This is a genomic window from Actinocrispum wychmicini (genome assembly GCF_004345645.1).
In the GTDB taxonomy this organism is placed as follows: Bacteria; Actinomycetota; Actinomycetes; order Mycobacteriales; family Pseudonocardiaceae; genus Kibdelosporangium; species Kibdelosporangium wychmicini.
In genome coordinates, this window is sequence record NZ_SLWS01000027.1 from 1 (window position 1) to 25,707 (window position 25,707).

23 protein-coding genes are annotated in these 25,707 nt (G+C 67.5%); 8 read left to right on the plus strand and 15 right to left on the minus strand.

Going from position 1 to position 25,707, the window contains the following annotated elements:
• Positions 1–428: 428 nt before the first annotated feature.
• The 13 genes from tyrS to argC are packed head-to-tail and all read right to left on the minus strand — an operon-like array spanning position 429 to position 12,802.
• Positions 429–1,703 (minus strand): tyrosine--tRNA ligase, encoded by a 1,275-nt coding sequence (gene tyrS, locus EV192_RS53230; RefSeq protein WP_132126491.1) that lies wholly within the window; start codon positions 1,701–1,703, stop codon positions 429–431.
• A 30-nt stretch (positions 1,704–1,733) separates the two neighbouring features.
• Positions 1,734–2,381, minus strand: coding sequence for a Rossmann-fold NAD(P)-binding domain-containing protein (locus tag EV192_RS53235; RefSeq protein WP_132126492.1), 648 nt, complete (start codon positions 2,379–2,381; stop codon positions 1,734–1,736).
• Positions 2,378–3,379, minus strand: a complete 1,002-nt coding sequence (locus EV192_RS53240) for a cytochrome P450 (RefSeq protein WP_132126493.1) — start codon at positions 3,377–3,379, stop codon at positions 2,378–2,380. The genes EV192_RS53235 and EV192_RS53240 overlap by 4 nt, the downstream gene beginning before the upstream one ends.
• A 4-nt stretch (positions 3,380–3,383) precedes the next feature.
• Positions 3,384–3,989: a DNA-3-methyladenine glycosylase gene (locus EV192_RS53245; protein ID WP_132126494.1), complete on the minus strand. Its 606-nt coding sequence runs from the start codon at positions 3,987–3,989 to the stop codon at positions 3,384–3,386.
• On the minus strand, positions 3,986–4,558 hold the full coding sequence (locus EV192_RS53250) for a VOC family protein (protein WP_207926992.1): 573 nt from the start codon (positions 4,556–4,558) through the stop codon (positions 3,986–3,988). The genes EV192_RS53245 and EV192_RS53250 overlap by 4 nt, the downstream gene beginning before the upstream one ends.
• Complete coding sequence (gene argH / locus EV192_RS53255) at positions 4,555–5,982, minus strand: argininosuccinate lyase (protein WP_424923458.1); 1,428 nt, start codon at positions 5,980–5,982, stop codon at positions 4,555–4,557. Before argH ends, EV192_RS53250 begins: the two co-directional genes overlap by 4 nt.
• Positions 5,979–7,175 carry an argininosuccinate synthase gene (locus EV192_RS53260; protein WP_132126496.1) on the minus strand — a complete coding sequence of 399 codons (1,197 nt, stop codon included), beginning with the start codon at positions 7,173–7,175 and terminating at the stop codon, positions 5,979–5,981. The genes argH and EV192_RS53260 overlap by 4 nt, the downstream gene beginning before the upstream one ends.
• Positions 7,168–7,665, minus strand: coding sequence for an arginine repressor (locus tag EV192_RS53265; RefSeq protein WP_132126497.1), 498 nt, complete (start codon positions 7,663–7,665; stop codon positions 7,168–7,170). Before EV192_RS53265 ends, EV192_RS53260 begins: the two co-directional genes overlap by 8 nt.
• Positions 7,662–8,585: an ornithine carbamoyltransferase gene (gene argF, locus EV192_RS53270; RefSeq protein WP_132126498.1), complete on the minus strand. Its 924-nt coding sequence runs from the start codon at positions 8,583–8,585 to the stop codon at positions 7,662–7,664. The genes EV192_RS53265 and argF overlap by 4 nt, the downstream gene beginning before the upstream one ends.
• The gene (locus EV192_RS53275) at positions 8,582–9,706 is read right to left on the minus strand and encodes an acetylornithine transaminase (RefSeq protein ID WP_243727658.1); all 1,125 of its coding nucleotides are present in this window, start codon (positions 9,704–9,706) and stop codon (positions 8,582–8,584) included. The genes argF and EV192_RS53275 overlap by 4 nt, the downstream gene beginning before the upstream one ends.
• Positions 9,707–9,732: 26 nt before the next feature.
• Positions 9,733–10,620: an acetylglutamate kinase gene (argB, locus tag EV192_RS53280; RefSeq protein WP_132126500.1), complete on the minus strand. Its 888-nt coding sequence runs from the start codon at positions 10,618–10,620 to the stop codon at positions 9,733–9,735.
• The gene (gene argJ, locus EV192_RS53285; protein ID WP_132126501.1) at positions 10,617–11,777 is read right to left on the minus strand and encodes a bifunctional glutamate N-acetyltransferase/amino-acid acetyltransferase ArgJ; all 1,161 of its coding nucleotides are present in this window, start codon (positions 11,775–11,777) and stop codon (positions 10,617–10,619) included. Before argJ ends, argB begins: the two co-directional genes overlap by 4 nt.
• Positions 11,774–12,802, minus strand: coding sequence for an N-acetyl-gamma-glutamyl-phosphate reductase (gene argC / locus EV192_RS53290; protein WP_132126502.1), 1,029 nt, complete (start codon positions 12,800–12,802; stop codon positions 11,774–11,776). Before argC ends, argJ begins: the two co-directional genes overlap by 4 nt.
• 184 nt (positions 12,803–12,986) lie before the next feature.
• Between argC and EV192_RS53295 the strand changes: the two genes are divergently transcribed.
• A complete protein-coding gene (locus EV192_RS53295; RefSeq protein WP_132126503.1) occupies positions 12,987–13,778 on the plus strand; it encodes an alpha/beta fold hydrolase in 792 nt (263 codons plus the stop codon).
• A 1,001-nt stretch (positions 13,779–14,779) separates the two neighbouring features.
• Here the strand turns inward: EV192_RS53295 and EV192_RS53300 are convergent.
• Positions 14,780–15,268: a peptidoglycan-binding domain-containing protein gene (locus EV192_RS53300; protein WP_132126504.1), complete on the minus strand. Its 489-nt coding sequence runs from the start codon at positions 15,266–15,268 to the stop codon at positions 14,780–14,782.
• 371 nt (positions 15,269–15,639) lie between these two features.
• Here EV192_RS53300 and EV192_RS53305 point away from each other — a divergent pair, with 371 nt between their 5' ends.
• The gene (locus EV192_RS53305; RefSeq protein WP_341771014.1) at positions 15,640–18,591 is read left to right on the plus strand and encodes an nSTAND1 domain-containing NTPase; all 2,952 of its coding nucleotides are present in this window, start codon (positions 15,640–15,642) and stop codon (positions 18,589–18,591) included.
• 370 nt (positions 18,592–18,961) lie between these two features.
• Positions 18,962–19,711: a DUF899 family protein gene (locus EV192_RS53310; RefSeq protein ID WP_132126506.1), complete on the plus strand. Its 750-nt coding sequence runs from the start codon at positions 18,962–18,964 to the stop codon at positions 19,709–19,711.
• Here EV192_RS53310 and EV192_RS53315 read toward each other — a convergent pair.
• On the minus strand, positions 19,700–20,656 hold the full coding sequence (locus EV192_RS53315; RefSeq protein WP_207926993.1) for a sigma-70 family RNA polymerase sigma factor: 957 nt from the start codon (positions 20,654–20,656) through the stop codon (positions 19,700–19,702). The genes EV192_RS53310 and EV192_RS53315 overlap by 12 nt on opposite strands.
• A gap of 28 nt (positions 20,657–20,684) precedes the next feature.
• Here EV192_RS53315 and EV192_RS53320 point away from each other — a divergent pair, with 28 nt between their 5' ends.
• The 5 genes from EV192_RS53320 to EV192_RS53340 all read left to right on the plus strand — a co-directional run bounded on the left by EV192_RS53320 (position 20,685) and on the right by EV192_RS53340 (position 25,054).
• A complete protein-coding gene (locus EV192_RS53320; protein ID WP_132126507.1) occupies positions 20,685–21,725 on the plus strand; it encodes an amidohydrolase family protein in 1,041 nt (346 codons plus the stop codon).
• A gap of 26 nt (positions 21,726–21,751) precedes the next feature.
• Positions 21,752–22,270: a DinB family protein gene (locus tag EV192_RS53325; RefSeq protein ID WP_132126508.1), complete on the plus strand. Its 519-nt coding sequence runs from the start codon at positions 21,752–21,754 to the stop codon at positions 22,268–22,270.
• A 51-nt stretch (positions 22,271–22,321) separates the two neighbouring features.
• Positions 22,322–23,173 (plus strand): LLM class flavin-dependent oxidoreductase, encoded by an 852-nt coding sequence (locus EV192_RS53330; protein ID WP_132126509.1) that lies wholly within the window; start codon positions 22,322–22,324, stop codon positions 23,171–23,173.
• Positions 23,174–23,315: 142 nt separating this feature from the next.
• On the plus strand, positions 23,316–24,008 hold the full coding sequence (locus tag EV192_RS53335; RefSeq protein ID WP_132126510.1) for a DNA alkylation repair protein: 693 nt from the start codon (positions 23,316–23,318) through the stop codon (positions 24,006–24,008).
• Between the two features lie 194 nt (positions 24,009–24,202).
• Positions 24,203–25,054, plus strand: a complete 852-nt coding sequence (locus EV192_RS53340) for an LLM class flavin-dependent oxidoreductase (RefSeq protein ID WP_132126511.1) — start codon at positions 24,203–24,205, stop codon at positions 25,052–25,054.
• The last annotated feature ends 653 nt before the right edge of the window (positions 25,055–25,707 follow it).

The window sequence follows — 25,707 nt, forward strand, 5'->3', positions numbered from 1 at the left end:
CAAAGGAACCTCAAGACGAGGTTCATAAAGCTCTACTGGCTTTCAATAGATCGACACACTGTTGAGTTCTCAAACAACACACGCACACCCATCCGGAACCGTAGTGCCTTCAGGGGGCTTGTACTTCGGAGTTTTTTGGTCTTGCGCTCCGTTCCCGTGAAGCCGGGCCCGTTCCGCGCTGACTCGATAAAAGTTACACGCCCTGGAGCAGGAGGTCAAATCACCTCCCGCGAGCCTCGTCGCGAGACAAAGGCGCAGGTCAACGACCCTCCAACGGGGCTGACACCACACTACCGAGCCTGGCGCGCGGATCAAGTGTGACACCAGTCACAGGAAGTTTCTGACCGGCTCCCCCACTAGGCTCTGACCTGCGCATTCACGCAACAGGCCGTCGGTCCGACGGACCGACGGCCTGTGCTAAAGCCCTCTCAGTGGGTGACTCGTACGCCCGCGACGGTGCGCTTGCCCTTCCGTACGACGAGCCAACGCCCGTGCAACAGGTCGTCCGCTGTCGGGCGCCACTCGTCTGACGGCACGCGCTCGTTGTTCACGTATGCGCCGCCCTCACTGACCGTCCGCCGCGCGGCTCCGTTGCCGGCGGCGAGCCCTGAGGCGACCAGTAGCTCGACGATCGACGGCTGGTCGGCCAGCCGCACCTCGCCGGTCGGCACCTCGGCCATGGCGGCGTCCAACGTGCCCGCGTCCAGCTCCCGCAGCTCGCCCCGGCCGAACAGCGCCTGGCTGGCGGCGACCACCCGCTGCGTCTCCTTCTCGCCGTGCACCAGGTTGGTGAACTCCTCGGCGAGCCGGCGCTGCGCGGTCCGCAGCTGTGGCTTCTCCGCTGTCTGGCGTTCGAGGTCGACGACCTCGTCCTGCGGCACGAACGTGAGCATCCGCAGGTAGCTGAGGGCGTCCGCGTCGCCGACGTTCACGAAGTACTGGTACCAGGCGTAGGGCGAGGTCATCGTCGGGTCGAGCCAGACGTCCCCGCCACCGGTCGACTTCCCGAACTTGCGCCCCTCCGAGTCGGTGACCAGCGGCAACGTCAGCGCGTGCACGCCGGCCCGGTCCACCTTACGGACCAGGTCGACGCCGCCGACGATGTTGCCCCACTGGTCCGCGCCGCCGATCTGCAGCTTGCAGCCGTGCTTGCGGTGCAGCTGCAGGTAGTCGTTGGACTGCAGGAGCAGGTAGCTGAACTCGGTGTACGAGATGCCTTCGCCGTCCAGCCGGCGCTTGATCGTGTCCCGCGCGAGCATCACGTTGACCGAGAAGTACTTGCCCACGTCCCGCAGGAACTCCGTGACCGGGGTGTTGCCCGTCCAGGTCAGGTTGTTCTCCACCAGGGCACCGGTCGGCGAGTCGTCGAACTCGACGAACCGCTCCAGCTGGCCACGGATCCGCTCGGTCCATTCCGCGACGGTGTCCAGCGGGTTCAACGCGCGTTCGGCGCTGTCCCTCGGGTCCCCGATCATGCCCGTGGCGCCGCCGGCCAGCACGATCGGCCGGTGCCCGGCCCGTTGGAACCGGCTCAGGCCCAGCAACGGGACGAGGTTGCCGGCGTGCAGGCTGGGCGCGGTCGGGTCGAAGCCGCAATAGAGGGTGAGCGGGCCCGAGTCGAGGTCACGGCGCAGTGCGTCGATGTCGGTGGATTGCGCGATCAGGCCGCGCCACGTCAGCTCGTCAAGGATGTGCTCACTCACACCCTGCATCTTCCCTCATGGGTCCATGCGTTATCGCAGGGCGTTGATGTCCTTCGGGTCCAGGATCTGCTTCGGCGCGCCTTCCCTCGCGACGTGCAGCATCGCGCGGCCGATCTGTTCCGTCGTGGTCACGGCGTTCGGCGCGAGCCGTCTGATCAGGGGGAACAGGGGCGCGACGAACGTGAGCGCGATTCGGTAGAGCGCGGTGCGCGATGTGGCGCCGTACATCGGCTGGATGTAGCCGGGACGGAACATGTACGCCTTGAACGGCATCGCCAGCAGGTCGTTCTCGGTCTTGCCCTTGACGCGTGCCCACATCTGACGGCCGTTCGCGTTCGTGCCCATCCCGGACACGTACGTGAAGGTGCTGTCCGGGTTGGCCTCGGCGAACGGCTTGGCCGCGGCCATCGTGAAGTCGTACGTGATGTGCCGGTACGCGGCCTCGGTCATCCCTGTCGAGCTGACCCCCAGGCAGAAGAAGCAGGCGTCGTAGCCGGCGAAGTCGACTGTGGACAGATCGCTCATGTCCGGCTGGACACTCTCGGTCAGCTTCTCGTGCTGACGGCCCAGCGCGCGCCGGCCGACCACCATGACCTCGGTGACCAACGGGTCGACCAGGCATTCCCGCAGGACGCCGTACCCGACCATGCCACTCGCCCCGAACACGATGACCTTCACGTGCTGAGCCTAACCCGCAGCTCGGCCACGCCGCGGCTGCGAAACGACACCCTGTCCTGGGCTCGTACCAGCTGGACGTCGGGGAACCGGTGGAACAGCGTGTCCAGGGCGATTTCGAGTTCCAGCCGGGCCAGGGGCGCGCCGAGGCAGTGGTGGATGCCGGCGCCGAAGCTGACGTGCGGGGCGGCTTCGTCGTTGGCGGCCTGGATGTCGAACAGGACGGTCTGTCCTTTCGCGATGGTCGTGCCCTCGACGGTGACGTCCCGCAGCGCGAACCGCCTGAGGCCGTGCAGGTTGGGGTTCGCCGTCCGGAGGAGTTCCTCGGTGTCCGGGCGTTCGCCGCCGCGCAGGACGGCGTGGATGCTGTTGCCGATCAGCTGCACGGAGTTCTCGTAGCCGGCCCACAGGATGAGGAACGCCAGCGACAGCAGTTCGTCCTCGCTGAGCTGGTCGGCGCCGTCCCGGGCGGCGATCATGGCCGAGATGAGGTCGTCCGCGGGTTCGGTGCGCTTGCGGGCGATCAGCTCGACGATGAACCGGCACACGCTCTGGACCGCCTCACGCATGCCCGCGCCCTGCGTGATCAGCGTGGTCGTCCAGCCGCGGAAGTCCGACAGCCGGTCCGGTGGGATGCCCAACAGCTCGCCGATGGTGATCACGGGCAGGGGCGCGGCGTAGGTCGCGATCAGGTCGACCTCGGCGGTCAGGCCGTCCAGGAGACGGTTCGCGGTGGCTTCGATCTTCGCGCGCATCCCGGCGACCCGTTTGGCGGTGAACGCGCCTGTCACGAGCCTGCGCAGCCGGGTGTGGTCGGGCGGATCGAGGTTCAGCAGGTTCGCGTCCAGCGCGGGCGGGAGCGAGAAACCCGCGTACCCGTCGGCCGCGTTGTCCTTGCTGAGCGAGAACCTGGGGTCGGCGAGGCCGGACCGGACGTTGTCGTGTCCGGTCACCAGCCAGGCCTTGGACCCGCCGGGGAGTTCGATCCGCTTGACTGCCACCCGGCTATTCAACCGTGGCTGGTTGACGGCGTTTGCCGCCGCGGCGGTACGTGCTGACCGCCGGCGAGTCGATCCAGAACCGCCAGGGGATGTCGATGGCCACCGCGACACCTACGCGTGGGCCGGTGTGGATGTCCTCGGCGGGGTCGCCCGCGTAGATCCTGACCTCCGAATCAGGCGCGGTGAGGTCGACGCCGTTCTGGGCGCGGTCCATGCCGAGGACGCTGGTGAGTCGGGCCGGGCCTTTGCCGAGTTCGTGGTCGGCACGGGCGGACGGGCGACGGGTTCGCGCGAGATCCAGGCCGTCGACGACCTCGCCGGCGCGCAGCAGCACCGCGCCCGGGACACCGTCGGTGAGGCAGACGATGTTGGCGCAGAAGTGCATGCCGTACACGAAGTAGACGTATAGGTGGCCGGCCGGGCCGAACATGACGTCGTTGCGTGGCGTCCTTCCGCGGTAGCAGTGCGAGGCCGGGTCGTCGCCGCCGCGGTACGCCTCCACCTCGACCAGCCGGACCGCGACCTCGCCGGCTTCGATCACGCAACCGAGCAGGAGTTTGGCCGCGTCCACGGGATCGATCGCGAGCTCGTCGCGGGTCAGTTGCCTCACCGGAGGGTCACTTCGCCGTCAGGCGTGCTGATCACGGCGACCAGACCGGGCGGGCCGCTGTCGACGGGGACGTCGACACCGAGCGCTTCGAGTCCTTTGTGGACGTCGCCGGTGACGCGAAAGGACTGCAACACCGAGCCGTGGACCGCGTCTTCGGACGGATGCGGCGTCGTTCCCCAGTCGATCAGGAACGGCAGCAGACCGTCGTCGAGCGGCAGGGTGAGCCGCCACTCCAGCAGGACGCCGTCCGGACGCCGGCGGGACATCGGGATGACCGGGCCCGGGTCGTGGCCGCGTGCTTTGGTCTCGGCGACGACCTTGTCGATGTCGGTGACCCGGACCGCCCACGCGACCAGGCGGGGTTCGGTCAGCGTGTCGATGCCGAACGGGCGCGGTTCGGCCGGGTCGGGCTGGTCCGGATCGGGTCCGACCACTTCAAGATAGGTGCCGCCGCCCAGGTCGGCGAGAAGGTTGCGGGTGCCGAGGCCGACGTGCCGGCCACCTGGGCTGAGCGGGATGCCTAACGCGATCTCCAGTGCCGGCGTCGCGTACACGAGGTGGTCGATCACACGGTCCCCTTCACCCACGTCCTGTGCTCGGCGAGCCGGGTGACCAGCCGTTCACGCTGCTCGGCGACTCTATCGGGCGCGGTGCCGCCGTACGCGTCACGGGACGCGATCGACCCCGCCACCGTGAGGACCTCGCGGACCCGCGGGGTCAGTGCCGGGTTGATCGCCGCCAGTTCGTCGTCAGTCAGCTCTTCGAGGCCGACACCTCGGGCTTCGGCGGTCCGCACGGCGGCGCCCGCGGCCTCGTGCGCGACCCGGAACGGGACACCCTGCCGGACGAGCCACTCGGCGATGTCCGTGGCCAGCGTGAACCCGGCCGGCGCCAGCTCGGCCATCCGGTCGGTGTCGAACCGCAGCGTGCCGATCATGCCGGCGATCGCGGGCAGCAGCAGCTCCAACTGCTCCGCCGAGTCGAACAGCGGCTCCTTGTCCTCCTGCAGGTCACGGTTGTACGCGAGCGGCTGGGCCTTCAGTGTGGCCAGCAGGCCGGTGAGGTTGCCGATCAGGCGGCCGGCCTTGCCGCGGGTCAGCTCGGCCACGTCCGGGTTCTTCTTCTGCGGCATGATCGAACTGCCGGTCGCCCACGCGTCGTCCAGGACGGCGTACGAGAACTCGGCCGTGGTCCAGATGATCACCTCTTCGGCCACCCGCGACAGGTTCACCCCGAGCATGGCCAGGACGAACGCGATCTCGGCGGCGAAGTCCCTGGCCGCGGTGCCGTCGATCGAGTTCTCCACCGGCCCGTCGAACCCGAGGTCCTTGGCCACCGCGGCCGGATCCAACCCGAGCGACGAGCCCGCCAACGCGCCCGAGCCGTACGGGGAAAGGGACGCGCGGGCGTCCCAGTCACGGAGCCGTTCGACGTCGCGAGTCAACGACTGGGCGTGTGCCAGCAGGTGGTGCGCGAGCAGCACGGGCTGCGCGTGTTGCAGGTGCGTACGGCCGGGCATGACCGCCGTCTCGTGCGTGGTGGCCTGGGCGACCAACGCGTCGACGACGTCCAGGGTGCCCGTGGCGACCCTGCGGGCCGCGTCCCGCAGCCACATCCGGAACAACGTGGCGACCTGGTCGTTGCGGGACCGGCCGGCGCGCAGCTTCCCGCCCAGTTCAGGGCCGGCGCGTTCGATCAGGCCGCGTTCCAACGCCGTGTGGACGTCCTCGTCGGCGATGGTCGGCGTGAACGCGCCGGAGACCACGTCGGCCTCCAGCGCGTCCAACGCCTTGAGCATGCCTTCGAGCTCGTCGTCGGCCAGCAGGCCGGCCTTGTGCAGCACGCGAGCGTGCGCACGCGACCCGGCGATGTCGTGCCGGGCGAGCCGCCAGTCGAAATGCGTCGACGCGGACAGCGCCGCCATCGCGTCGGCCGGACCAGAGGCGAACCTGCCGCCCCACAACGAACTCACGTCAGTGCTCCTCGAACTCAGTGCTGCTGCGCGCGCTTGGCGGCGATCTTGCTGGGCAGGCCCCAGAGCTGGACGAAACCCTTGGCCAGGGACTGGTCGAACGAGTCACCCTCGTCGTAGGTGGCCAGGTTGAAGTCGTACAGCGACTGCTCGGAGCGCCGGCCGGTGACGACCGCCTTGCCCGCGTGCAGGGTCATCCGGATGTCGCCGGAGACGTGCTCCTGGGACTTCGCGATGAACGTGTCCAGCGCGTCCTTCAACGGCGAGAACCACAGGCCGTCGTACACCAGCTCGGTCCACCGCTGCTCGACCTGCCGCTTGAACCGGGCCAGGTCCCGCTCGACGGTGACGTTCTCCAGCTCCTGGTGCGCGGTGATCAACGCGATCGCGCCCGGTGCCTCGTACACCTCACGGCTCTTGATGCCCACGAGCCGGTCCTCGACCATGTCCAGCCGGCCGACGCCCTGGCCGCCCGCGCGGGAGTTGAGGATCTGGATGGCCTGCAGCACGGTGACCGTCTCACCGTCGATCGCGACCGGGACGCCCTTGTCGAACGTGATGACGACCTCGTCGGCGTCGCGCGGCTCGGCCGGGTTCGCAGTGTACGAGTAGACGTCCTCGATCGGCGCGTTCCAGATGTCCTCCAGGAAACCGGTCTCGACCGCGCGCCCCCACACGTTCTGGTCGATCGAGTACGGCGACTTCTTGGTCACGTCGATCGGCAGGTTGCGCTCCTCGGCCCACACGATCGCCTTCTCCCGGGTCCACGCGTAGTCCCGGACCGGCGCGATCACCTTGAGATCCGGTGCCAGCGCGCCGATCCCGACCTCGAACCGGACCTGGTCGTTGCCCTTGCCGGTGCAGCCGTGCGAGACGGTCGACGCGCCGTGGTACTTCGCGGCCTCGGCGAGGTGCTTGACGATCACCGGCCGGGACAGCGCCGACACCAGCGGATAGCGGTCCATGTAGAGCGCGTTGGCCTGCAGCGCCGGCAGGCAGTAGCCGTCCGCGAACTCGTCACGGGCGTCCGCGACCACGGCTTCGACCGCGCCGCAGTCGATCGCCCGCTTGCGGATGGTGTCCATGTCCTCGCCGCCCTGGCCGAGGTCGACCGCGACGGCGACGATCTCCGCGCCGGTCTCCTCGGCGATCCAGCCGATCGCCACGGAAGTGTCCAGCCCGCCGGAGTAGGCCAGGACGATCCTCTCAGTCATTGTCGGTGTTCTCCTTCTTCAATCCGGCCATCGCGGTGAAACGGTCGGCCAATTCGGACCCGGTGAGTGGCTCGCGCGCGATCACCAGCACGGTGTCGTCGCCGGCGATCGTGCCCACTACCTCGTTGAGGGCGGCCCGGTCGATCGCGCTGGCCAGGAACTGCGCCGCACCGGGTGGCGTGCGCAGGACAGTCAGGTTGGCCGAGAAGTCGGCCGAGACGAGCAGTTCGCCCAGCAGCCTGGTCAGGCGGGTGGTGCCGCCCTGCATGCCGCGGACCGGCGAACCGTCCTCAGGGATGACGTAGACGGGCGCGCCGCCGTCGGCGCCCCGCAGCTTGACCGCGCCCAACTCGTCCAGGTCCCGCGACAGCGTGGCCTGGGTGACGTCGACGCCTTCGACCGCGAGGATCTTGGCGAGCTCGGACTGGCTGCGAATGGCCATTGTGGACACGAGCTCGATGATCCTGGCCTGGCGGCCGACCCGGGTCACGTTTTCTCCAACAGCCACACCAGCAGCGCCTTCTGTGCGTGCAACCGGTTCTCGGCCTCGTCGAAGACCGCGCTGCGCGGGCCGTCGAGCACCTCGTCGGTGATCTCCCAGCCGCGGTGCGCGGGCAGGCAGTGCAGGACGATCGCGTCCTTCGCGGCCCGCGCCAACAGCTCGGTGTTCACCTGCAGGCGGCGGAACGGGGTCACCCGGTCCCGGCCGTCGTTCTCCTGGCCCATCGACGTCCAGGTGTCGGTGGCCAGGACGTCCGCGCCGTCGACGGCCTCGTGCGGGTCGGTCAGGATCGTGACGCTGCCGCCTGTGTCCACCGCGCGTTTCTTGGCGTCGACGACGAACTCCGACGCGGGCTGGAACCCTTCCGGGGACACGACCCGTACGTGCAGGCCGGCCGTGACACCGCCGAGCATCAACGAATGCGCCATGTTGTTGGCGCCGTCGCCGAGATACGTCAAGGTCAACCCGGCGAGCCTGCCCTTGCGTTCCCGGATGGTCTGCAGGTCAGCCAGCACCTGGCACGGGTGGAACTCGTCGGTCAGCGCGTTGACAACAGGAACCTTTGACACCGACGCCATGGCGTCGATCCGCTTCTGTGCGAACGTGCGCCAGATCACGGCGTGTACGTATCGCGAGAGCACCCGGGAGGTGTCCTCGATGGTTTCCTCACGGCCGAGCTGCATCATCCGGCCGTCCACGATGATCGGCTGGCCGCCGAGCTGGGCGATGCCGACCTCGAACGACAGCCGCGTGCGCGTCGAGTTCTTCTCGAACAACACCGCGATGCTCTTCGGGCCCGCCAACGGCTTGTGCCCCAGCGGGTCTGCCTTCAGCTCGTCCGCCAGGTCCAGAATCTCCAGCTGCTCGACTGTGGTCAGGTCGTCGTCGCGCAGGAAATGCCTGATCATGACAGGACCTTCGGCAGGTCGGCAACGAACCGTGCCGCGTCGTCGTGGCTGAGAATCAGCGGCGGCGCGAGCCGGATCACGTCCGGCTGCGCCGGGTTCACCAGATACCCGTGCCGTTCGGCGGCAGCGGTCACGGCCTTGGATTCCGGTTCGCGCAACAGGATTCCGATCAACAGCCCGGCACCGCGGACGCCGGCGATCTTCGGGTGCGCGAGTTCCTCCACGCCGGCCGCGATCTCCTTGCCGACGACCGCGGCCTGATCCACCAGCCCCTCCGCGGCGATGGCGTCGAGCATCGCCAACGCGGCCGCGGCGACAACCGGGTTGCCGCCGAACGTCGTTCCGTGGTGGCCCGGTTCGAACAGCGCGGCAGCGTCGCCGACCGCCACACACGCACCCATCGGCAGCCCGGCGCCCAGTCCCTTGGCGAGCGTGAAGATGTCCGGCACCACACCGACTTGTTGGAAGGCGAACCAACTGCCGAGACGCCCGAGACCCGTCTGGATCTCGTCCACGATCAGCAACGCGCCGTGCTTCGCGGTGATCTCCCTGGCGGCCTGCAGGTATCCCTCAGGCGGCACGACAACACCCTGCTCACCCTGGATGGGTTCGACGATGAACGCCGCGGTCTCGCCGTCGACGGCGTCTTCGAGCGCTTTTGTGTCACCGAACGGGATGTGCGTGACACCGGGCAGCAACGGCTCGAACGGCGTCCGCTTCGGGAACTGGCCGGTGAGCGTCAACGCCCCCATCGTGCGGCCGTGGAACGCGCCCTCGGTGGCGACGAGCTTCGACCGGCCGGTCCGCCGGGACAGCTTCAGCGCGGTCTCCACGGCCTCCGCGCCGGAGTTGCTGAACAGGACCTTGCCGGTCACTCCCGCGAGATCCAGCAGGCGTTCGGCCAGTTCCAGCGCGGGCTTGTTGATGTACAGGTTCGACGTGTGCGCCAGCTTGCCGATCTGCTCGGTGACCGCCGCGACGATCGCCGGGTGCGCGTGGCCGAGGGCGTTCACCGCGATCCCGCTGACCAGGTCCAGGTATCGGTTGCCGTCGGTGTCCCAGACGTACGCGCCATCGCCTCGCTCGAGCGTCAGCGTCGGGGTTCCGTAGTTGTTCATCATGGTGGTTTCCCACCGCTGCTGATAACTCACCCTTGTTCCCCTTCGTCCGGCAGGACCATCGTCCCCACCCCTTTGCTGGTGAACACTTCCAGCAACACCGAATGCGCGAGCCTGCCGTCGATCACGTGCGCGCTGGGCACGCCGCCACGGACCGCGCGCAGGCACGCCTCCATCTTCGGCACCATCCCGCTTGCCAGGTCCGGCAGCACCTTCTCCAGGTCGTCCGCCAGGATCCTGGTGACCAGCGAAGCCTTGTCCGGCCAGTTCTTGTACAGGCCCTCGACATCGGTGAGGACGACGAGTTTCTGCGCCTTCAACGCCACCGCCAGCGCGGCGGCCGCCGTGTCGGCGTTCACGTTGTGCACGACGCCGTCCGCGTCGGGCGCCACCGTGGACACCACCGGGATCCGGCCGGCGGCCACGATGTCCTGCACCGCGGCGGGATTCACGGTCACGACGTCGCCGACCAGACCGAGGTCGACGGTTTCGCCGTCCACCTCAAGGCTTCGGCGCTCGGCCGTGAACAGGTGCGCGTCCTCACCGGACAGGCCGACCGCGTATGGGCCGTGCGCGTTGATCAGGCCGACGAGTTCCCGGCCGACCTGGCCGACGAGGACCATCCGGACCACGTCCATGGCCTCCGGGGTGGTCACCCGCAGGCCGCCGCGGAACTCGCTCTCGATGCCCAGCCGGTCCAGCATCGCGCCGATCTGCGGGCCGCCACCGTGCACCACCACCGGCCGGATCCCGACCGTGCGCAGGAACACCATGTCCTGCGCGAACGCCCTTTTGAGATCTTCGTCGACCATGGCGTTGCCGCCGTACTTCACGACGACGACAGCCCCATGGAACTCCTGCAGCCACGGCAACGCCTCAATGAGCACGGCCGCCTTGAGATCGGCGTCGTTGTTCATGACGAGTACGCGCTGTTCTCTTCGACGTAGCCGTGCGACAGGTCCGTGGTGAGGATCGTCGCTTCCGCCTGGCCGAGGCCGAGGTCGATGACGACGTCGATGTCCCGGCCGCTGAGGTCCGCGTTCTCCCTGTCCTCGCCGCGGGTTCCCTTGTCCATCACGCGGACGCCGTTGATCACGATGGACAGCTGGTCCGGGTCGATCTCCGCGGGTGCGCGGCCGAGGGCCATCGCGATCCGGCCCCAGTTCGGGTCCGAGCCGAACAACGCCGTCTTCACCAGGTTGTCCTCGGCGACGATCCGGCCGATCGCGACCGCGTCGCCCTCGGTGACCGCGCCATGGACGGTGATCGCGATCTCCTTGGTGACGCCCTCCGCGTCGCCCTGAAGCTGTTTGACCAGGTCCGCGCTGACTTCGGTGAGCAACGCGACGAAGTCGTCCTCGCTCGGTTCGACACCGGACGCGCCCGAGGCCAGCACCAGCACAGTGTCGTTTGTGGACGTTCCGCCGTCGACGTCGAGACGGTCGAACGTCCGGCCCGTGGCCTGGCGCAGGGCCTTGTCCAGCGTGTCGCCGTCGACGTGCGCGTCGGTCGTGATGACCGAGAGCATGGTGGCCATGTTCGGCGCGAGCATGCCCGCACCCTTCACGAATCCGCCCACCGACCAGCCGTCCTTGTGTGCCTTCCACGCCTGCTTGGGGTGCGTGTCCGTGGTGAGGACCGCGGTGGCCGCGTCCAGCCCGTTGGGGCCCAGCACTTCGGCGGCTTTGTCCACACCGGACAGCACGTGGTCCATCGGGAGGCGTTCACCGATCAGGCCGGTCGAGCAGACCGCGACCTCGATCGCGCCGCAGCCGAGGACCTCGGCGACCTTCTCGGCCGTCCGGTGCGTGTCCTGGAAGCCTTCCGGGCCGGTGCACGCGTTGGCGCCGCCGGAGTTGAGCACCACCGCGCGCAACCTGCGTTCCTTGATGACCTGCTGCGACCACAGCACAGGCGCGGCCTTGACCTTGTTCGTCGTGAACACGCCTGCGGCCGCGTCGTTCGGCCCGTCGTTGACGACGAGAGCCAGGTCCAGCGCGCCGGACGGCTTGATGCCCGCGGCCACCCCAGCGGCCCGGAATCCGGCGGGTGCGGTGACTCCCTTGTCCCTCACGGTGCGACTCCCACAGTCGTAAGTCCAGCGGTCTCAGGCAGGCCAAGCGCGACGTTCATGCACTGCACAGCGGCCCCCGCGGTGCCCTTGGTCAGGTTGTCGATGGCCGCCACGACGACCAGCCGGTTCACGTCCGGGTCCACGGCGACCTGCAGCTGCACGGCGTTCGACGCGAGCACGGCCGCGGTCGTCGGCCAGGTGCCGGACGGCAGGACGTGGATGAACGGCTCGGCGTCGTACGCCTTCGCGTACGCGGCCAGGACGTCTTCGAGGGTCCGGCCGGGCTTCAGTGCGGCGCTGCAGGTAGCCAGAATCCCGCGCGGCAACGGCGCCAACACCGGCGTGAAGGACACCTTGACCTGGGAACTGGCCGCTTTGGAGAGGTTCTGGGTGATCTCCGGGGTGTGCCGGTGACTGCCCGCGACCCCGTACGCGCTGAGCGACCCCATCACCTCGGACCCCAACAGGTGCGGTTTGAGCGACTTGCCCGCGCCGGACGTCCCCGACACGGCCACCACCACGACTTCGTGCTCGACCAGGTCGTTTGCCAGGGCTGGCGCCAACGCGAGAGACGAGACGGTCGGGTAACAGCCGGGCACCGCGACCCGCTTGGTGCCTTTCAGCGCGTCCCGTCCGCCGGGCAGCTCAGGCAGGCCGTACGGCCAGGTGCCCGCGTGGTCGCCGCCGTACCACTTCAGCCACGCGTGCGCGCTCTCCAGCCGGTGGTCCGCGCCGCAGTCGATGACCAGCGTGTCCTCGCCCAGCTCAGCGGCTATTTTCGCGGACTTGCCGTGCGGCAGGGCGAGGAAGACGACGTCGTGCCCGGCCAACTCGTCCGCCGTGGTGTCACCCAGGACGCGGTCGGCGAGCGGCAGCAGGTGCGGCTGGTACTGGCCGAGCCTCATCCCCGCGCTCTGGCCCGCCGTCAACGTCCCGATCCGCACGTCGGGATGGCCGAGCAGCAGGCGTAACACCTCGCCGCCGGCATACCCGCTCGCCCCCGCCACCGCGGCCCGCACTGTCATGTGGATGATTATGCACGCCCATGCAAGTCCACTCAAACATGATCGCCGGTTCGTGGCCGTTCTCACGGCCGTCAAAGGGCACCTGTTCAGAGGACAGCCAAAACTGTCGGTGGGCCGAGGTACAAATTCCTGGAGTCGGCTCCGACTGACTCAGGAACGAGCCGACACCCAGGAAGGACTCCCCATGAACACCGCGACCTCACTCGACGGCACCCCGATCGCGTTCGACGTGACCGGGGAAGGGCCGGCCGTGATCCTGATCGGCGGCGCCTTCAACGACCGGACGACCGTCGCCGGGGTCGCCAAGGAACTGTCGCCGCGGTTCACCGCGATCGCGTATGACCGCCGCGGCCGGGGCGGCAGCGGAGACACAAAGCCGTACTCGGTCGCGCGCGAGATAGAAGACGTGGCGGCACTGATCGAGTACGCGGGCGGGTCGGCCCACGTCTTCGGGCACTCGTCAGGAGCGATTCTGGCGCTGCGCGCGGCGGCCGAACTGTCCACAATCGACAAGCTGGCGGTGTACGAACCCCCGTTCGTTCTGGACAACGGACTGCGCGCGATACCCCCGGCCGACATCGCCGACCGCGTGCAAGCCCTTGTGGACGAAGGGCGGCGGGACGACGCCGTCACAACGTTCATGACCGACGGTGGGGGCGTGCCAGCCGAGCAGGTCAAGGCGATGCAAAGCGACTCCTCCTGGGACTGGCTCGTCCGGCTCGCCAACACACTCCCCTACGACCTGGCGGTCTGCGGCCCACGCAACGAGCTGCCCACAGACCTGTTCGGAAAGATCGCGGTGCCTACCTTGGTGATGGGCGGCGCGGCGAGCCAGAAATGGTTACCGACGTCGGCCCGCGCGGTCGCCGACGCGATTCCAGGCGCCCGCGGCTTGACCCTTGACGGCCAGGACCACGGCTCCGTCCTGCAGCAGCCGGAGACGTTGGGCGAGATCTTGTTGGAGTTCTATGCGTAACTGACCAAACTCGGCAATCGCCGAGATGACGCCTGCGGCGGTGAGGTTTCGCCTGGGAGCACGCGGTGACGGGGCATCGGGTTGGAGGTCCGCGAGGCCTGGATCCCCGTTGTGTCGATACCTGGCGACGTTCTCAGCCATGCCATTTGTTGGGGTGTTCCTTTGCCGCTTGGGTTCGAGGGCACGCGCCGTCCGAAGGCACCAACTGGGGGCAGATGTCGAGCGCCGCGATTCCGGAGACGGCCACGCCGCGTACCTTCGCCGCGGTCCTGTTCCTGGCCGCGCTCGTCGTCGGCCTGGTGCTGGTGCTGATCCCGCTGCCGTCCCCGGCGACGCCAGCGGACCGCGTCTGGTCTCCGCTTCAGCGGACTCTGCACGATGCCCAATCACCAGCCGGTGCGGCCGGTGAGCCTCGATGCGCAGTCCGGTGTCGACTGGGTGCCCAGGTGGTGCGAACCGGGGCCTGTGCCACGGTTCTGGCTTTGCTGCGCCCAGAACTGAGCCTGCGATGCCCCACCGACACCACCAAACCCACTTACCACTCGCCTCACCCACCGTCCAAACTCACCCACCGCCGTTTCGCTCAGCACCAATGCGCTTACTTGGGCGATGGTTCTTCAAGAATGCGCTCGCCGCGCGGCAGATCGACCAGGAGACATGGGAAGGGCTGCGCCCAGGTCGGCCGGGAGACAGAACGAAGCACCGGTCTGCGGCGCGGGCACGCGCCTGGACAACGAGGGTCGGGGCGGGGTTTGCGGTGGTTAGCGTGTGACTTTCAGAGCTTTATGGCGCTGAACTTTCGCCATTATTTGCGGGCTGCGCATCAATAGTCCGTTCGCTGCAAATAGTGCATGAACGCCGCACAAGTGGCCCATGTGTTCACGACGACAGTGTGAGGTATGGCCGCTTTGCGTAGTGCCGGGTAGATGGCGGGTGAGATCCCCGCCGTCTACCCGGCAGTGTCTCTAGGACAACTTGACCATCTGGCCGATCGTTACCGGCTACCTGAACACGATGCCGGAATCGACTGACAGGGCGAGGATGCCGTTGGCGAACCGCTTGAATGCGGCCTGGGTCTGCGGTCCGGCGATTCCGTCGATCGCACCGGTGTAACCCCAGCTGTCCTTCAGCAAACGTTGCAACGCCTTCACCGTGCCGCTTCCTACGATCCCGTCGATCGGGCCGGTGTAGCCCCAGAACGTCTTGAGGTTGCGCTGGAACGCTTTCCAGCTGTTGGTACCCAGCAGTCCGTCGATCGCATCGGTATAGCCCCAGAACTCCTTGAGCCAGCGCTGAACGTTCTTGGCTTGTGCAGTACTCAAGCCGAGGTTGTTCACCGCGAGCGGGACCACAGCCTCGGAGCTCACCGTCGGGGTAGAGGTCGGCTGGGACGCCGCAAAGCTGGCGCTTGCGCCCGCCAAACTCCCGGCGGCAATCCCGACAACGGCAGCAGCCGTGATGACTGTCCTGGTCACAACATTCGGTCGCATTTCACTCCTTGATCTATTTGGTGAGAATTAGACATTGAATCCCGGCGTTGAGGTCGTGCGTCCGCCACGGTTGCCGCGACGAACGTACTTTCTCATTCCAGGCATAGATCCCCTAAGTGTGTAGGTGGTGCCTCTTCGGTTGTTGCTCATGATCGGCCGCTGCGGCTACCCGTGATCTTTTGATGGCTGGTCAGCGCCACCAGCAGCACCCCTGTGCTCTAGCTGCCGGCGGCGTCGTCACAGGTGTAGCGTGGTTGGGTTGTTCGGTGTCGTGTGTGGTGAGAGAACAATCAACCTCGTCGAACAATGCCTCTAGCAGGCGGTATCGATGTGCGGCAACCTGGACCGTAAATGTGATGGGGCGGCGGCGAATGGCTAGGCCCGAGCGTCCGATAGAGGACAACGGCGACACACTCACGCGATTCGCTATCCAGTTGCGACAGCTTCGGGAAGACGCGGGAACCCCTCCGTATCGGACGATGGCAAAACACGCGCACTATTCGGCGAGCACGCTGTCGGAGGCGGCCGCGGGTCGCAGTCTGCCCAGCCTGGAGGTCACGCTGGCCTATGTGCGGGCCTGCGGTGGGGATCCGGCCGAGTGGGAGGACCGCTGGCGGCAGATCGCCGCGGAATTGGCGCCACCCGACACTGAGGACCAGGACGACAGCGCGGCACCGTATCTCGGGTTGAGCACCTTCGGCACCGAGGACGCGCACCGGTTCTTCGGCCGCGACCGGATCGTGGACGACCTCCTGGCCCGGCTGACTCGACAGCGGTTCCTGGCCGTGTTCGGCCCGTCCGGCAGCGGCAAATCCTCCCTACTGCGCGCCGGCCTCCTGCCCGCCGTCGACGACGAACGCATGCCCGGCGGACCGTGGCCGACACTGCTGTTCACCCCGGGCGAGCATCCCCTCGAAGAGTGTGCTGTGCAGGTGGGCCAACTGCTCGGCGTGTCACCCGGCGCCTTGCTGGCTGACCTGGTCGCCGACCCGAGCACGCTGAACCTGGCGCTGCGGCAAGCCCTGATCGACCACCCCGCCGACACCGAGGTGCTGCTGGTGGTCGACCAGTTCGAGGAACTGTTCACCGCCTGCCAGGACACCACCCAACGCGACCAGTTCATCGCCGCACTACTGTCCGCCGCGCAGGCCCACACCAGCCGGACCCGCATCGTGCTCGGCATCCGTGCGGATTTCTACGGCCGCTGCGCCGAGCACCCCGACCTGGTGGAGGCGTTACACGACACCCAGGTCCTGATCGGGTCGATGACCGCCGCCGAACTGCGCTCGGCGATCACCCAACCCGCCACCCACGCCGGGTTGTCCGTGGAAGCGACTCTGGTGTCCACGATCATCACCGAGATGATCGGCCGCCCCGGCGCGCTACCGTTGATGTCCCACGCACTGCTGGAAACCTGGCGACGCCGCAAAGGAACCACCCTCACCCTCGCCGCCTACCAAGCCACCGGCGGCATCGACGGCGCCCTGACCCGCACCGCGGAACGCACCTACACCACCCTCACCCCCACCCAGCAACACACCGCCCGCGCCATCCTGCTCAGGTTGACCGCCCTCGGTGAGGGCACCGAAGACACCCGACGCCGCACCCGCCGCAGCGAACTCGACAACACCCCCACCACCACCGAGGTGCTGCACCGGCTCGCCCAGGCCCGGCTGGTGACCCTCGGCGAAGACACCCTGGAAATCACCCACGAAGCCCTCATCCGCTCCTGGCCCCGGCTCCGCGGCTGGCTCACCGAAGACCGCGACGGCCTCCGCGTCCACCGCCAACTCACCGACGCCACCCACACCTGGGAAACCCTCAACCACGACCCCGGCGTCCTCTACCGCGGCACCCGCCTCGCCGTCGCCCAAGACTGGCTGACCCGCCACGCCACGACGCTGACCGAGCGGGAACGCGCCTTCCTCGATGCCAGTACCACCGCCCAAACTCAGGAACGTCGGGTGACACGGCGCAGAACTCGACGCCTGCGAATCCTGGTCGTCACGCTCGCCGCGCTAGCTGGCCTGGCCACAACGGCCACAGTCGTCGCCGTCGTGCAGCGCAGTGTGGCCGTACAGCAACGGCAAGCCGCACTCGACCAGAACAAACTCGCGACCTCGCGGGAACTGGCAACGCAAGCCACAGCCCTCGCAGCGGCGCAGCCGGAGGCAGCCGCGCTCGTCGCCGTCGAAGCCTTCCACCAGGCACCCACCCTCGAAGCCCGCAGCGCACTACTCAGCGTCCAGGGCCAATTCACCGGAATCTCGCCATCAATCAACCTGTCTCCTTTCGAAAGCCCCTTCACCCAGGCGATTTTCAGTCCTGACGGACGTTTCTTGAACACCCCCTTGGGCAGTGGCCGTAAGGACAAATGGGCATTGCTGGATACTGCCGTCGGGCGCAGCGTTGCGGACCTTGGCGAGGGCACATTTGGCGGGTTTAGCAGGAATGGCCGTGTCCTGGTGATGAACAGTTCCAAAAAGTTTCAACTGTGGGACACCTCCACCGGCAATATCATCAGCTCCATCGATGAATCGAGCGCACAATCTACTGTCGCGTTGAGCCCTGATGGACGCATCCTGGCTACTAGTTCACTCATTGACCCACGCGTCACCTTGCGTGAAGTAACCACCGGACGTGAAATCAACACCCTCACCACCGCTCTCACAACTCCTCACGCTATCGCCGCCATGGCATTCAGCCCCGATGGGCGGACCCTCGCAACGGCCGACCTCAGCTCCATTGCCAGCCATAACCAAGTGACACTGCTGGAAGTACCCACTGGGCGTGAAATCAGCACCCTTACCATCACCTTCACTCGGATCACGGGAATGGATTTCAGCCCAGACGGAAGCACGCTAGCAACAATCACCAACAGCCCTTCAGGCCAGGCCCAAAGCCCACAGCAGGTGCAGCTCTGGGACCTGCGCACCGGGCACATCATCACCACCGCCAGCCAGTTCACCAACGAGGCCGTACGAGTAGCGTTCAGCCCTGAAGGTCACACACTGGTCACCGTCGGCACATACCCCACAAACGGGATCACGGCCCTTAACGGGCAGCTGAGAGTGTGGGACGCACGCGGCACACAGCAAATCGCGACCATCAGCGAACCCTTTGGCCAGATCCTGGATATGGCGTACACCTCCGACAACACCCTCATCGCCAGCGGACGCGACGGTCTCATACGACGATTCGACCTCAACCCAGACACCGTCACGGAGCACCTCTGCCAGATCCTCAAAAGCAAAGCAACCATCACCCAAGACCGGTGGGCTCAGTATCTTCCGAACCTGCCCTTCCAACCCACATGCCGGTGATACCGCAACGAGACCATCGCGCTGTAAACTGCGGCGAGCCCATTCCGGACTCACAGGTTGACTCCGGCCACGCGCAGCGCTGACGGCCGCCAGTTATCGCTAAAGATTCGCCGCCATCAATCGGTGAAGGTCACAGTTAGCGACTGATTGAACCGATTCAAAGGGTCTTCAAGACCTGCCAACTCCCGCCATGTGTCCACATCGCGGGAGTTGGGCGCCCTGAAGGACCATTGTGGACAGACGCTGGTCCCGAGGCCGGCCCGGAACGAGCCTCCCTGTCGCCGGCCCGGCAGCCGGCCACCCGGCCGTCCGTCGGCAAGCATTTCCGCTGGGGTTGTGCGGCGGTTTCCCACTGGGCTAGACACGTCCCATGACAGAGACGTCAGCAGGCGGACCGTCCCTTCCGCAGATCACCGATCGGCAGACCTGGCAGGCGAGGATCGACGATCTCCGGGTCAGGGAGAAGGCCCACACCAGGGCAGGGGACGCATTGGCCGCCGAACGCCGTCGGCTGCCGATGGTCGAAGTCGATCCGCGGACTCCGCTGGTCGGAGCCGACGGCCCGGTGCCGTTGATCGACATCTTCGACGGCCGGTCGCAGCTGATCGCCTACTTCCAAATGTGGTACACGGGTAGGCCCGCGGCGGAGCAGTGCGTGGGCTGCACCTTCTCCACGACGCACATCAACGAGTTGTCCTACCTGCACTCGCGGGATGTCAGCTATGCGACCTTCTGTGAGGGACCGTACGAGGAGAGCGCGCGCTATCGCGACTTCATGGGCTGGACGGTTCCCTGGTACTCGGTGCCGCAGGACGCGGTGGACCGGTTGGTCGCCGACCGCCACTTCGGCATCCTGGTCAGCTATCTCCGCGAAGAGGACCGGGTTTACGAGACGTACTGGACCACTGGTCGCGGCAACGAACTGATGGCACCGTCGTACGGACTGCTGGATCTGACCGTCTACGGCCGGCAGGAGTTCTGGGAGGACTCGCCGGAAGGCTGGCCGCAGCGTTGGGATTCGCTAGGCGGTCAGTTCCAACTGGACGGCCGCCCGACCGCCCAGTGGTCCCGGATCAGGGCCGGACGCGACGACCACCTCGGCACCTTGTCAGACGGGTAGGCGCTCCGGCAGACGGAACAGGGTGAAGTCCGCCGTGAGGAACGAGACGACTTCGGTGATCTTCGGTCCGCGCAGCGCGAGCACGTCGATCCCGGCTGGGATGTAGGCGGCCTCGGTGTCGTCCCACATGTAGGTGCCGAACGCGAGTTGGCCGTTGGCCTGCACGGGAAGGAAGCGCCAGCGCCTGGTCATCGGGCCGTCGACCAGGAACTCGCGGATGCCGGGATGGCCGGCGTACCACTGTGGAAGCGGCGGCATCGAGTACTTGGCGTCGTCGGCGAGCATGGCCACGATCGCGTTGACGTCGCCGGCTTCCCATGCGGCCACGTACCGGTCCGCGAGCTTTCGCACTTCGTCCGCACCGAGGGACCGCAGGGCGCTCTGTTGGGAAGGCAGGTTGGGGCCGACGAGCTTGCGGGCGCGCTGCAGTGCGCTGTTGACCGACGCGATGGTGGTGTCGAGTAGTTCCGCGACTTCACGTGCGGAGAACTCGAGGACCTCACGCAACACGAGCACGGCTCGTTGCAGACCTGACAGGTGCTGCAACGCGGCGACGAAGGCAAGTTCGACGCCTTCGCGTGCCACGTACCGGGCCTCCGGGTCGAGCAGGTGGTCCGGATACGGTTCGAGCCATTCGGTTTCGGTGTCCGGTGATCCTGGACTGAGGTCGGTCGGCAGTTCGCGTTTGGCGCGGCGCTCAAGCTGGGTCAGGCACCGGTTGGTGGCGATCTTGTAAAGCCACGGCCGGATCGAGCCGCGGTTGTCGAACCGGTCCAGGCTTTTCCATGCCCGGACAAGGGTTTCCTGCATGGCGTCCTCGGCGTCGTGCAGCGACCCGAGCATCCGGTAGCAGTGTGCCCGCAGCTCGGCTCGGAACGGCTCGACCAGTGAGCCGAACGCGGCCTGGTCGCCGTCGCGTGCCGCTTCCAGAAAATCCCCCATCATGGGCCGATCTTACGAGTACGTTGGCCCGATGGTGCTGCGTATCCGAGGCCACGCGTTGCCGCATGGGCAGTACGTCGACCTCTACGCCGACGGTGACGAGTGGACGACGGATCCCGTTGCGGACGCGGAACTCGTCGCGGAGGGTTGGTTGTTGCCCGGCCTGGTCGACGCGCACACCCACCCGGGCGCGGACAAACCAGGCGACCGGCTCGATCATGAAGTGCTGCGCAGGGACCTACAGTTGCACGTGGACGCCGGGGTGACCGTGATCCGTTCCCCCGGACTGGCCGACGACCCGCCGGACTGGTTCGGCCGCGACCTGGACGTGCCCAGGGCGTGGCATGCCGGACCGTGGATCGCCCAGCACGGCCAGTTCTTCGACGACTGGGGTCGGCGAGCGAGCCACGAGGAGATGCCGGCCATCGCCGCGGCGCAAGCCGCCCGGACCGGCTGGGCGAAGGTCATCGCGGACTGGTCGCCAGACCAGTCCGCGGTTCCGACAGACGTGCTCGCCGCGGTTGTATACGCTGTACACAACGTGGGCGGGCGGGTCGCTGTGCATTCCCAGGTCGGTGCCGGCGGCGCGGCCGCGGTGGCCGCTGGCGTGGACTCCCTGGAACACGGGATGTGCCTTGACCCGGACTTGCTCGACAAGATGGCCGAGCAAGGCACCGCGTTGACTCCGACGCTGTCCGTGCTCTCGCAAGCGCTTGCGACAGCACGGAACAAGCCGGCCGGGCCGCGTAAGAAGTGGCTGGTCGACGGGGTGGAAGCGCATCCCGGTCTGGTCGCGGCGGCGGTCGAAGCCGGGGTGACCGTGCTGGCCGGCACGGACTCGCAACCGCACGGCCGGATCATCGACGAAGTCCGCGCCCTGGCCGACGCCGGCCTACGACCGCACGACGCCCTGGCGGCGGCTTCCTGGGCGGCCCGGGAGTATCTCGGCCTGCCCGGATTGGTGCCAGGAGCGCCGGCGGACGCCGTCGTGTACGCCGAAGACCCGCGCACGGACCTGAGCCAGCTGGCCCACCCCCTTGCCGTGGTCCTGCGCGGCCGCCGAGTGCGCTGACCTCGACAGCAGGCATGATGGAGATCATGGTGTGGATTGCCCCCGAGGTCACCAGGACTCAGGAACCGGTCATCGGCGACGAGCGAGCCATGTTGGACGGCTGGCTCGACTGGCATCGGATGACGCTGCTGACCAAGTGCGCCGGCCTGACCGGGGAGCAGCTCGTGGAGCGCTCGGTGCCTCCGTCGACACTGTCGTTGCTTGGCCTGGTGCGTCACATGACCTACGTCGAACGTGTCTGGTTTCGTCTACGCGTCCTGGGAGAGCAGGTCGCTGTCCTGCACTCCACCCCGGAAGATCCGGACGCGGACCTGCACGACACGGACCCGGCGCGGGCGGAGGCCGAGTTCGCCGCCTTCCACGAGGAGATCGACCTGGTCCGCGCGGGTGTCAAGGCCAAGTCGTTGGACGACACGTTCACCACGGAGCGCGACGGCACGAGGTCGCTGCGGTGGGTCTACCTGCACATGATCGAGGAGTACGCGCGTCACAACGGCCACGCGGACCTGTTGCGCGAACGCGTCGACGGGGTCACCGGCGACTGAGCCGAGCCTTATCCGATTGCCGTGCGCGGATCGGACCAGCACGATTCGGGCATGCGCTTCTCGATCAACATTCCCAACTTCGGAGATTTCGCCGACCCACGAAACGTGGCCAAGGTGGCTGTGGCCGCGGAGGAGGCAGGCTGGGACGGGCTGTTCGTCTGGGACCACGTGGTGCACGACAAGAGCAAGCGCCAGGGGCAGCCGTTCGGGGACCCGTGGATGCTGCTGACCGCGGCGGCGTTGGCGACGTCCCAGGTCCGGCTGGGCACGCTCGTCACGCCGGTGGCGAGGCGGCGGCCGCAGCAGTTGGCCCGTCAGGTAGCCACGTTGGACGAGCTCAGCGGCGGCCGGATGATCTTCGGGGCCGGTCTGGGTGGACCGGTCGACGACGAGTACGGCAGCTTCGGCGAGCCGACCGACCCCGTGGTGCTGGCCGAACGCCTGGACGAGGGCCTTGACCTGCTGGCGCGGTACTGGTCGGGCGAACCGGTGACCCACGACGGGCGGCACTTCCAGGTCCAGGACGTGACCTTGCTGCCCGCCACGCGGCAGCAGCCAAGGCCACCCGTATGGGTCGGTGGGTACTGGCCGAATCGCCGGCCGATGCGCCGGGCCGCGCGTTGGGACGGTGTGGTGCCGCTGTTCGCCGACGCCAGGCACGGCGTTGTGCCGTCTGTCGAGCAGGTCCGGGACGTGGTCGCCTACATCGGCAAAGAGGCACCCTTCGATGTGGTCGTCGGCGGCGCGACCAGTCCCGCCGAGGCACCGGATGTGGCCGGGGCGATGGCGGAGGCAGGCGCGACCTGGTGGGACGAACGACAGCTGCAGGCCAGTGCCGATCTCCATCGGCTCACGCCGGTGCTGCGGCGCGTGGAACAGGGGCCGCCAACGTCGGTTCAGTGAGGTCGCGCTCGGACTCAGACTTCCAGCATTACGACAAACGGGTGAACATCCTGTCGGCCACTCGGTGGAGCCCCCGAAATTGTCGGTGGTGCGTCGTAGCTTCGAACCGTCAACCGATCTTGTCTCTTGAGGAGTGCCGGTCATGCCGAAGACGACCCACCGGACGCTGGTGAAGGCGGGCCGTGCCGGCCTGGCCGAGTTGGCCGACCCGGAGAAGGCCGTGGACATGCGGAAGTACATGAAGTCCGAGATGCCGTACCGCGGCGTGAGCAAGCCACAGCGGGCCGCCCTCATCAAACGGCTGATGGCCGAGCATCAGCTGTCCGATGTGGACGCTCTGGTGGCGGCTGCCCTGGAGTTGTGGCGTGCGGCGAAGTACCGCGAGGAGCGGTATCTCGCCATCGACCTGACCGGCCAACGGCCGTACGCGGCCTGGCAGGACGTGTCCCTGATGCCCCTCTACGAGGAGATGATCGTCACCGGCGCATGGTGGGACTATGTGGACGAGGTAGCCGTCAGACGAATCGGTCCACTGTTACGGGACAATCCCGTGGCGTTGACGCCCACCATGCGCGCCTGGTCCACGGATCCCGATCCGTGGCGACGGCGTACGTCGATCATCTGCCAGGTCGGTTCCAAGGCGAAGACCGACACGGCGTTGCTCGCCGACTGCATCGTGGCCAGTGTCGACGACCCTGGTTTCTTTCTGCGCAAGGGCATTGGCTGGGCGCTCCGGCAACACTCCAAAGTGGACGCCGCCTGGGTGCGGGCGTTCGTCGACGCGCATCCGGAGCTGTCCCCGCTGTCCCGCCGGGAGGCGACCAAGTACCTCTGAGGCTGCCCGAAAAAGGAGTTGCCTCGCCCAGGACGAACGCTGCTACGGTGCAGGCACTCGAACAAGCGCCGGGTAACCCGACGCCAGGTCTCTCCGGAACGACGCCGCAGCGCGGGAGGCCGACACCCGTCAGTGGTGGTTGAGGGGCGGCAGCACCTGTAGTTCACGCACCCCTCTTCAAGGAGCTCACGTTCATGAAAGTTGGACTTGGCCTGCCGCTCGACGACACGGAGTCGTTGCTGGACTGGGCCGTGCGCGCCGACGCCGGCCCGTTCACGACCCTCGGCATCGCCGACCGCATCCCCTACCACAACCCGGAACCGCTGGTCACTTTGGCCGCCATCGCCGGTGCCACCAGTCGTGTCCGCGTCCAGACCGAAGTGCTGCTCGCCCCTGTGCGGGAAACGGTTCTGCTGGCCAAGCAGGCCGCGACACTGGACCGGATCTCCGGCGGCCGGTTCACCCTCGGCCTCGGTCTCGGCGGCCGCACGGACGACTACCTCGCCACCGGGTTCGAGCAACGCACCCGCGGCCGCCGGCTGGACCAGCAGATGGCCACGTTGCGCGACCTGTGGGCCGGCCGACCGCTGTCCGAAGACGTCGGCCCCATCGGCCCACTGCCCACAACTCCCGGCGGTCCGGAAGTTCTGTTCGGCGCGTTCGCTCCGCCCGCCGTGGACCGAGTCGGCAAATGGGGCGACGGCCTCCTCACAGCGGGCGACCCGGCCATGACGAACCAACTGTTCCGAGCGGCCGAACAATCCTGGGAGACCCACGGCCGCACCGGCCGGCCACGGCTGGTGGCCCAGGTGAACGTCGCCTTCGGACCAGACACCGTGACGGCCGAAGCCCGCCGGAACATCCTGAGCTACTACGACTTCACGGGCGAGTACGCGACCCGGATAGCCGACGCCCTGGTCACCTCGGATGCCGGGATTCGGGCCGTGATCAAAGCCTTCAGCGACATCGGCGCGGAAGAGGTGATGCTCTACTGCTGGTCCACCGACCCACACCAAGTCGACCGGATCGCCACCCTCATCGCCTGAGCCACACTCGCGGGACATCGGAGAATCTGCTCGCCCGCAGACCGAAACTGGGATTCAGCACCACCTGATTCCCAGGCGCCCCGCAGGATCGCCCACCCATCGGGTGTTCGGCGATTCCGCGGTGGCGTCAAACCTCCTCACAGGCACAGGCACAGGCACAGACGCGGGCCGTGCCTCCAGATTTGGTCGCCAGCACACAACGACCAACTCGGTGGCGGCGGACTGACCGTGACGCGCTGAGTGGGCACGCTGGGTGCGACCCACGGGGTGGGGCACGCTGACTGCGACGCGCTGAGTGGGCACGCTGAGTGGGGCATGCTGAGTGGGCACGCTGAGTGGGGCATGCTGAGTGCGCGCACTGGGTGCGACCCCGCTGGGCGGGGCACGCTGGGCGGGCACGCTGACTGCGACGCGCTGGGCGGGCACGCTGGGTGAGGCACGCTGAGTGTGCGTGTGCGCACTGGGTGCAACCCGGTGGGCGGGCGCGCTGAGTGTACGCACTGAGTGGGGCACGCCGGATGTGACGCGCTAGTGCTGTGACCGCATAGGTTTACCGGCTTGGTGAGGCGTCGGCGGGGCGGGCTATGTTCTCGGCGTGAACGATGCTGAAGTCGCCTCGCTCTTGGCCGGATGTGCTCGGTGCCCGTACCCCG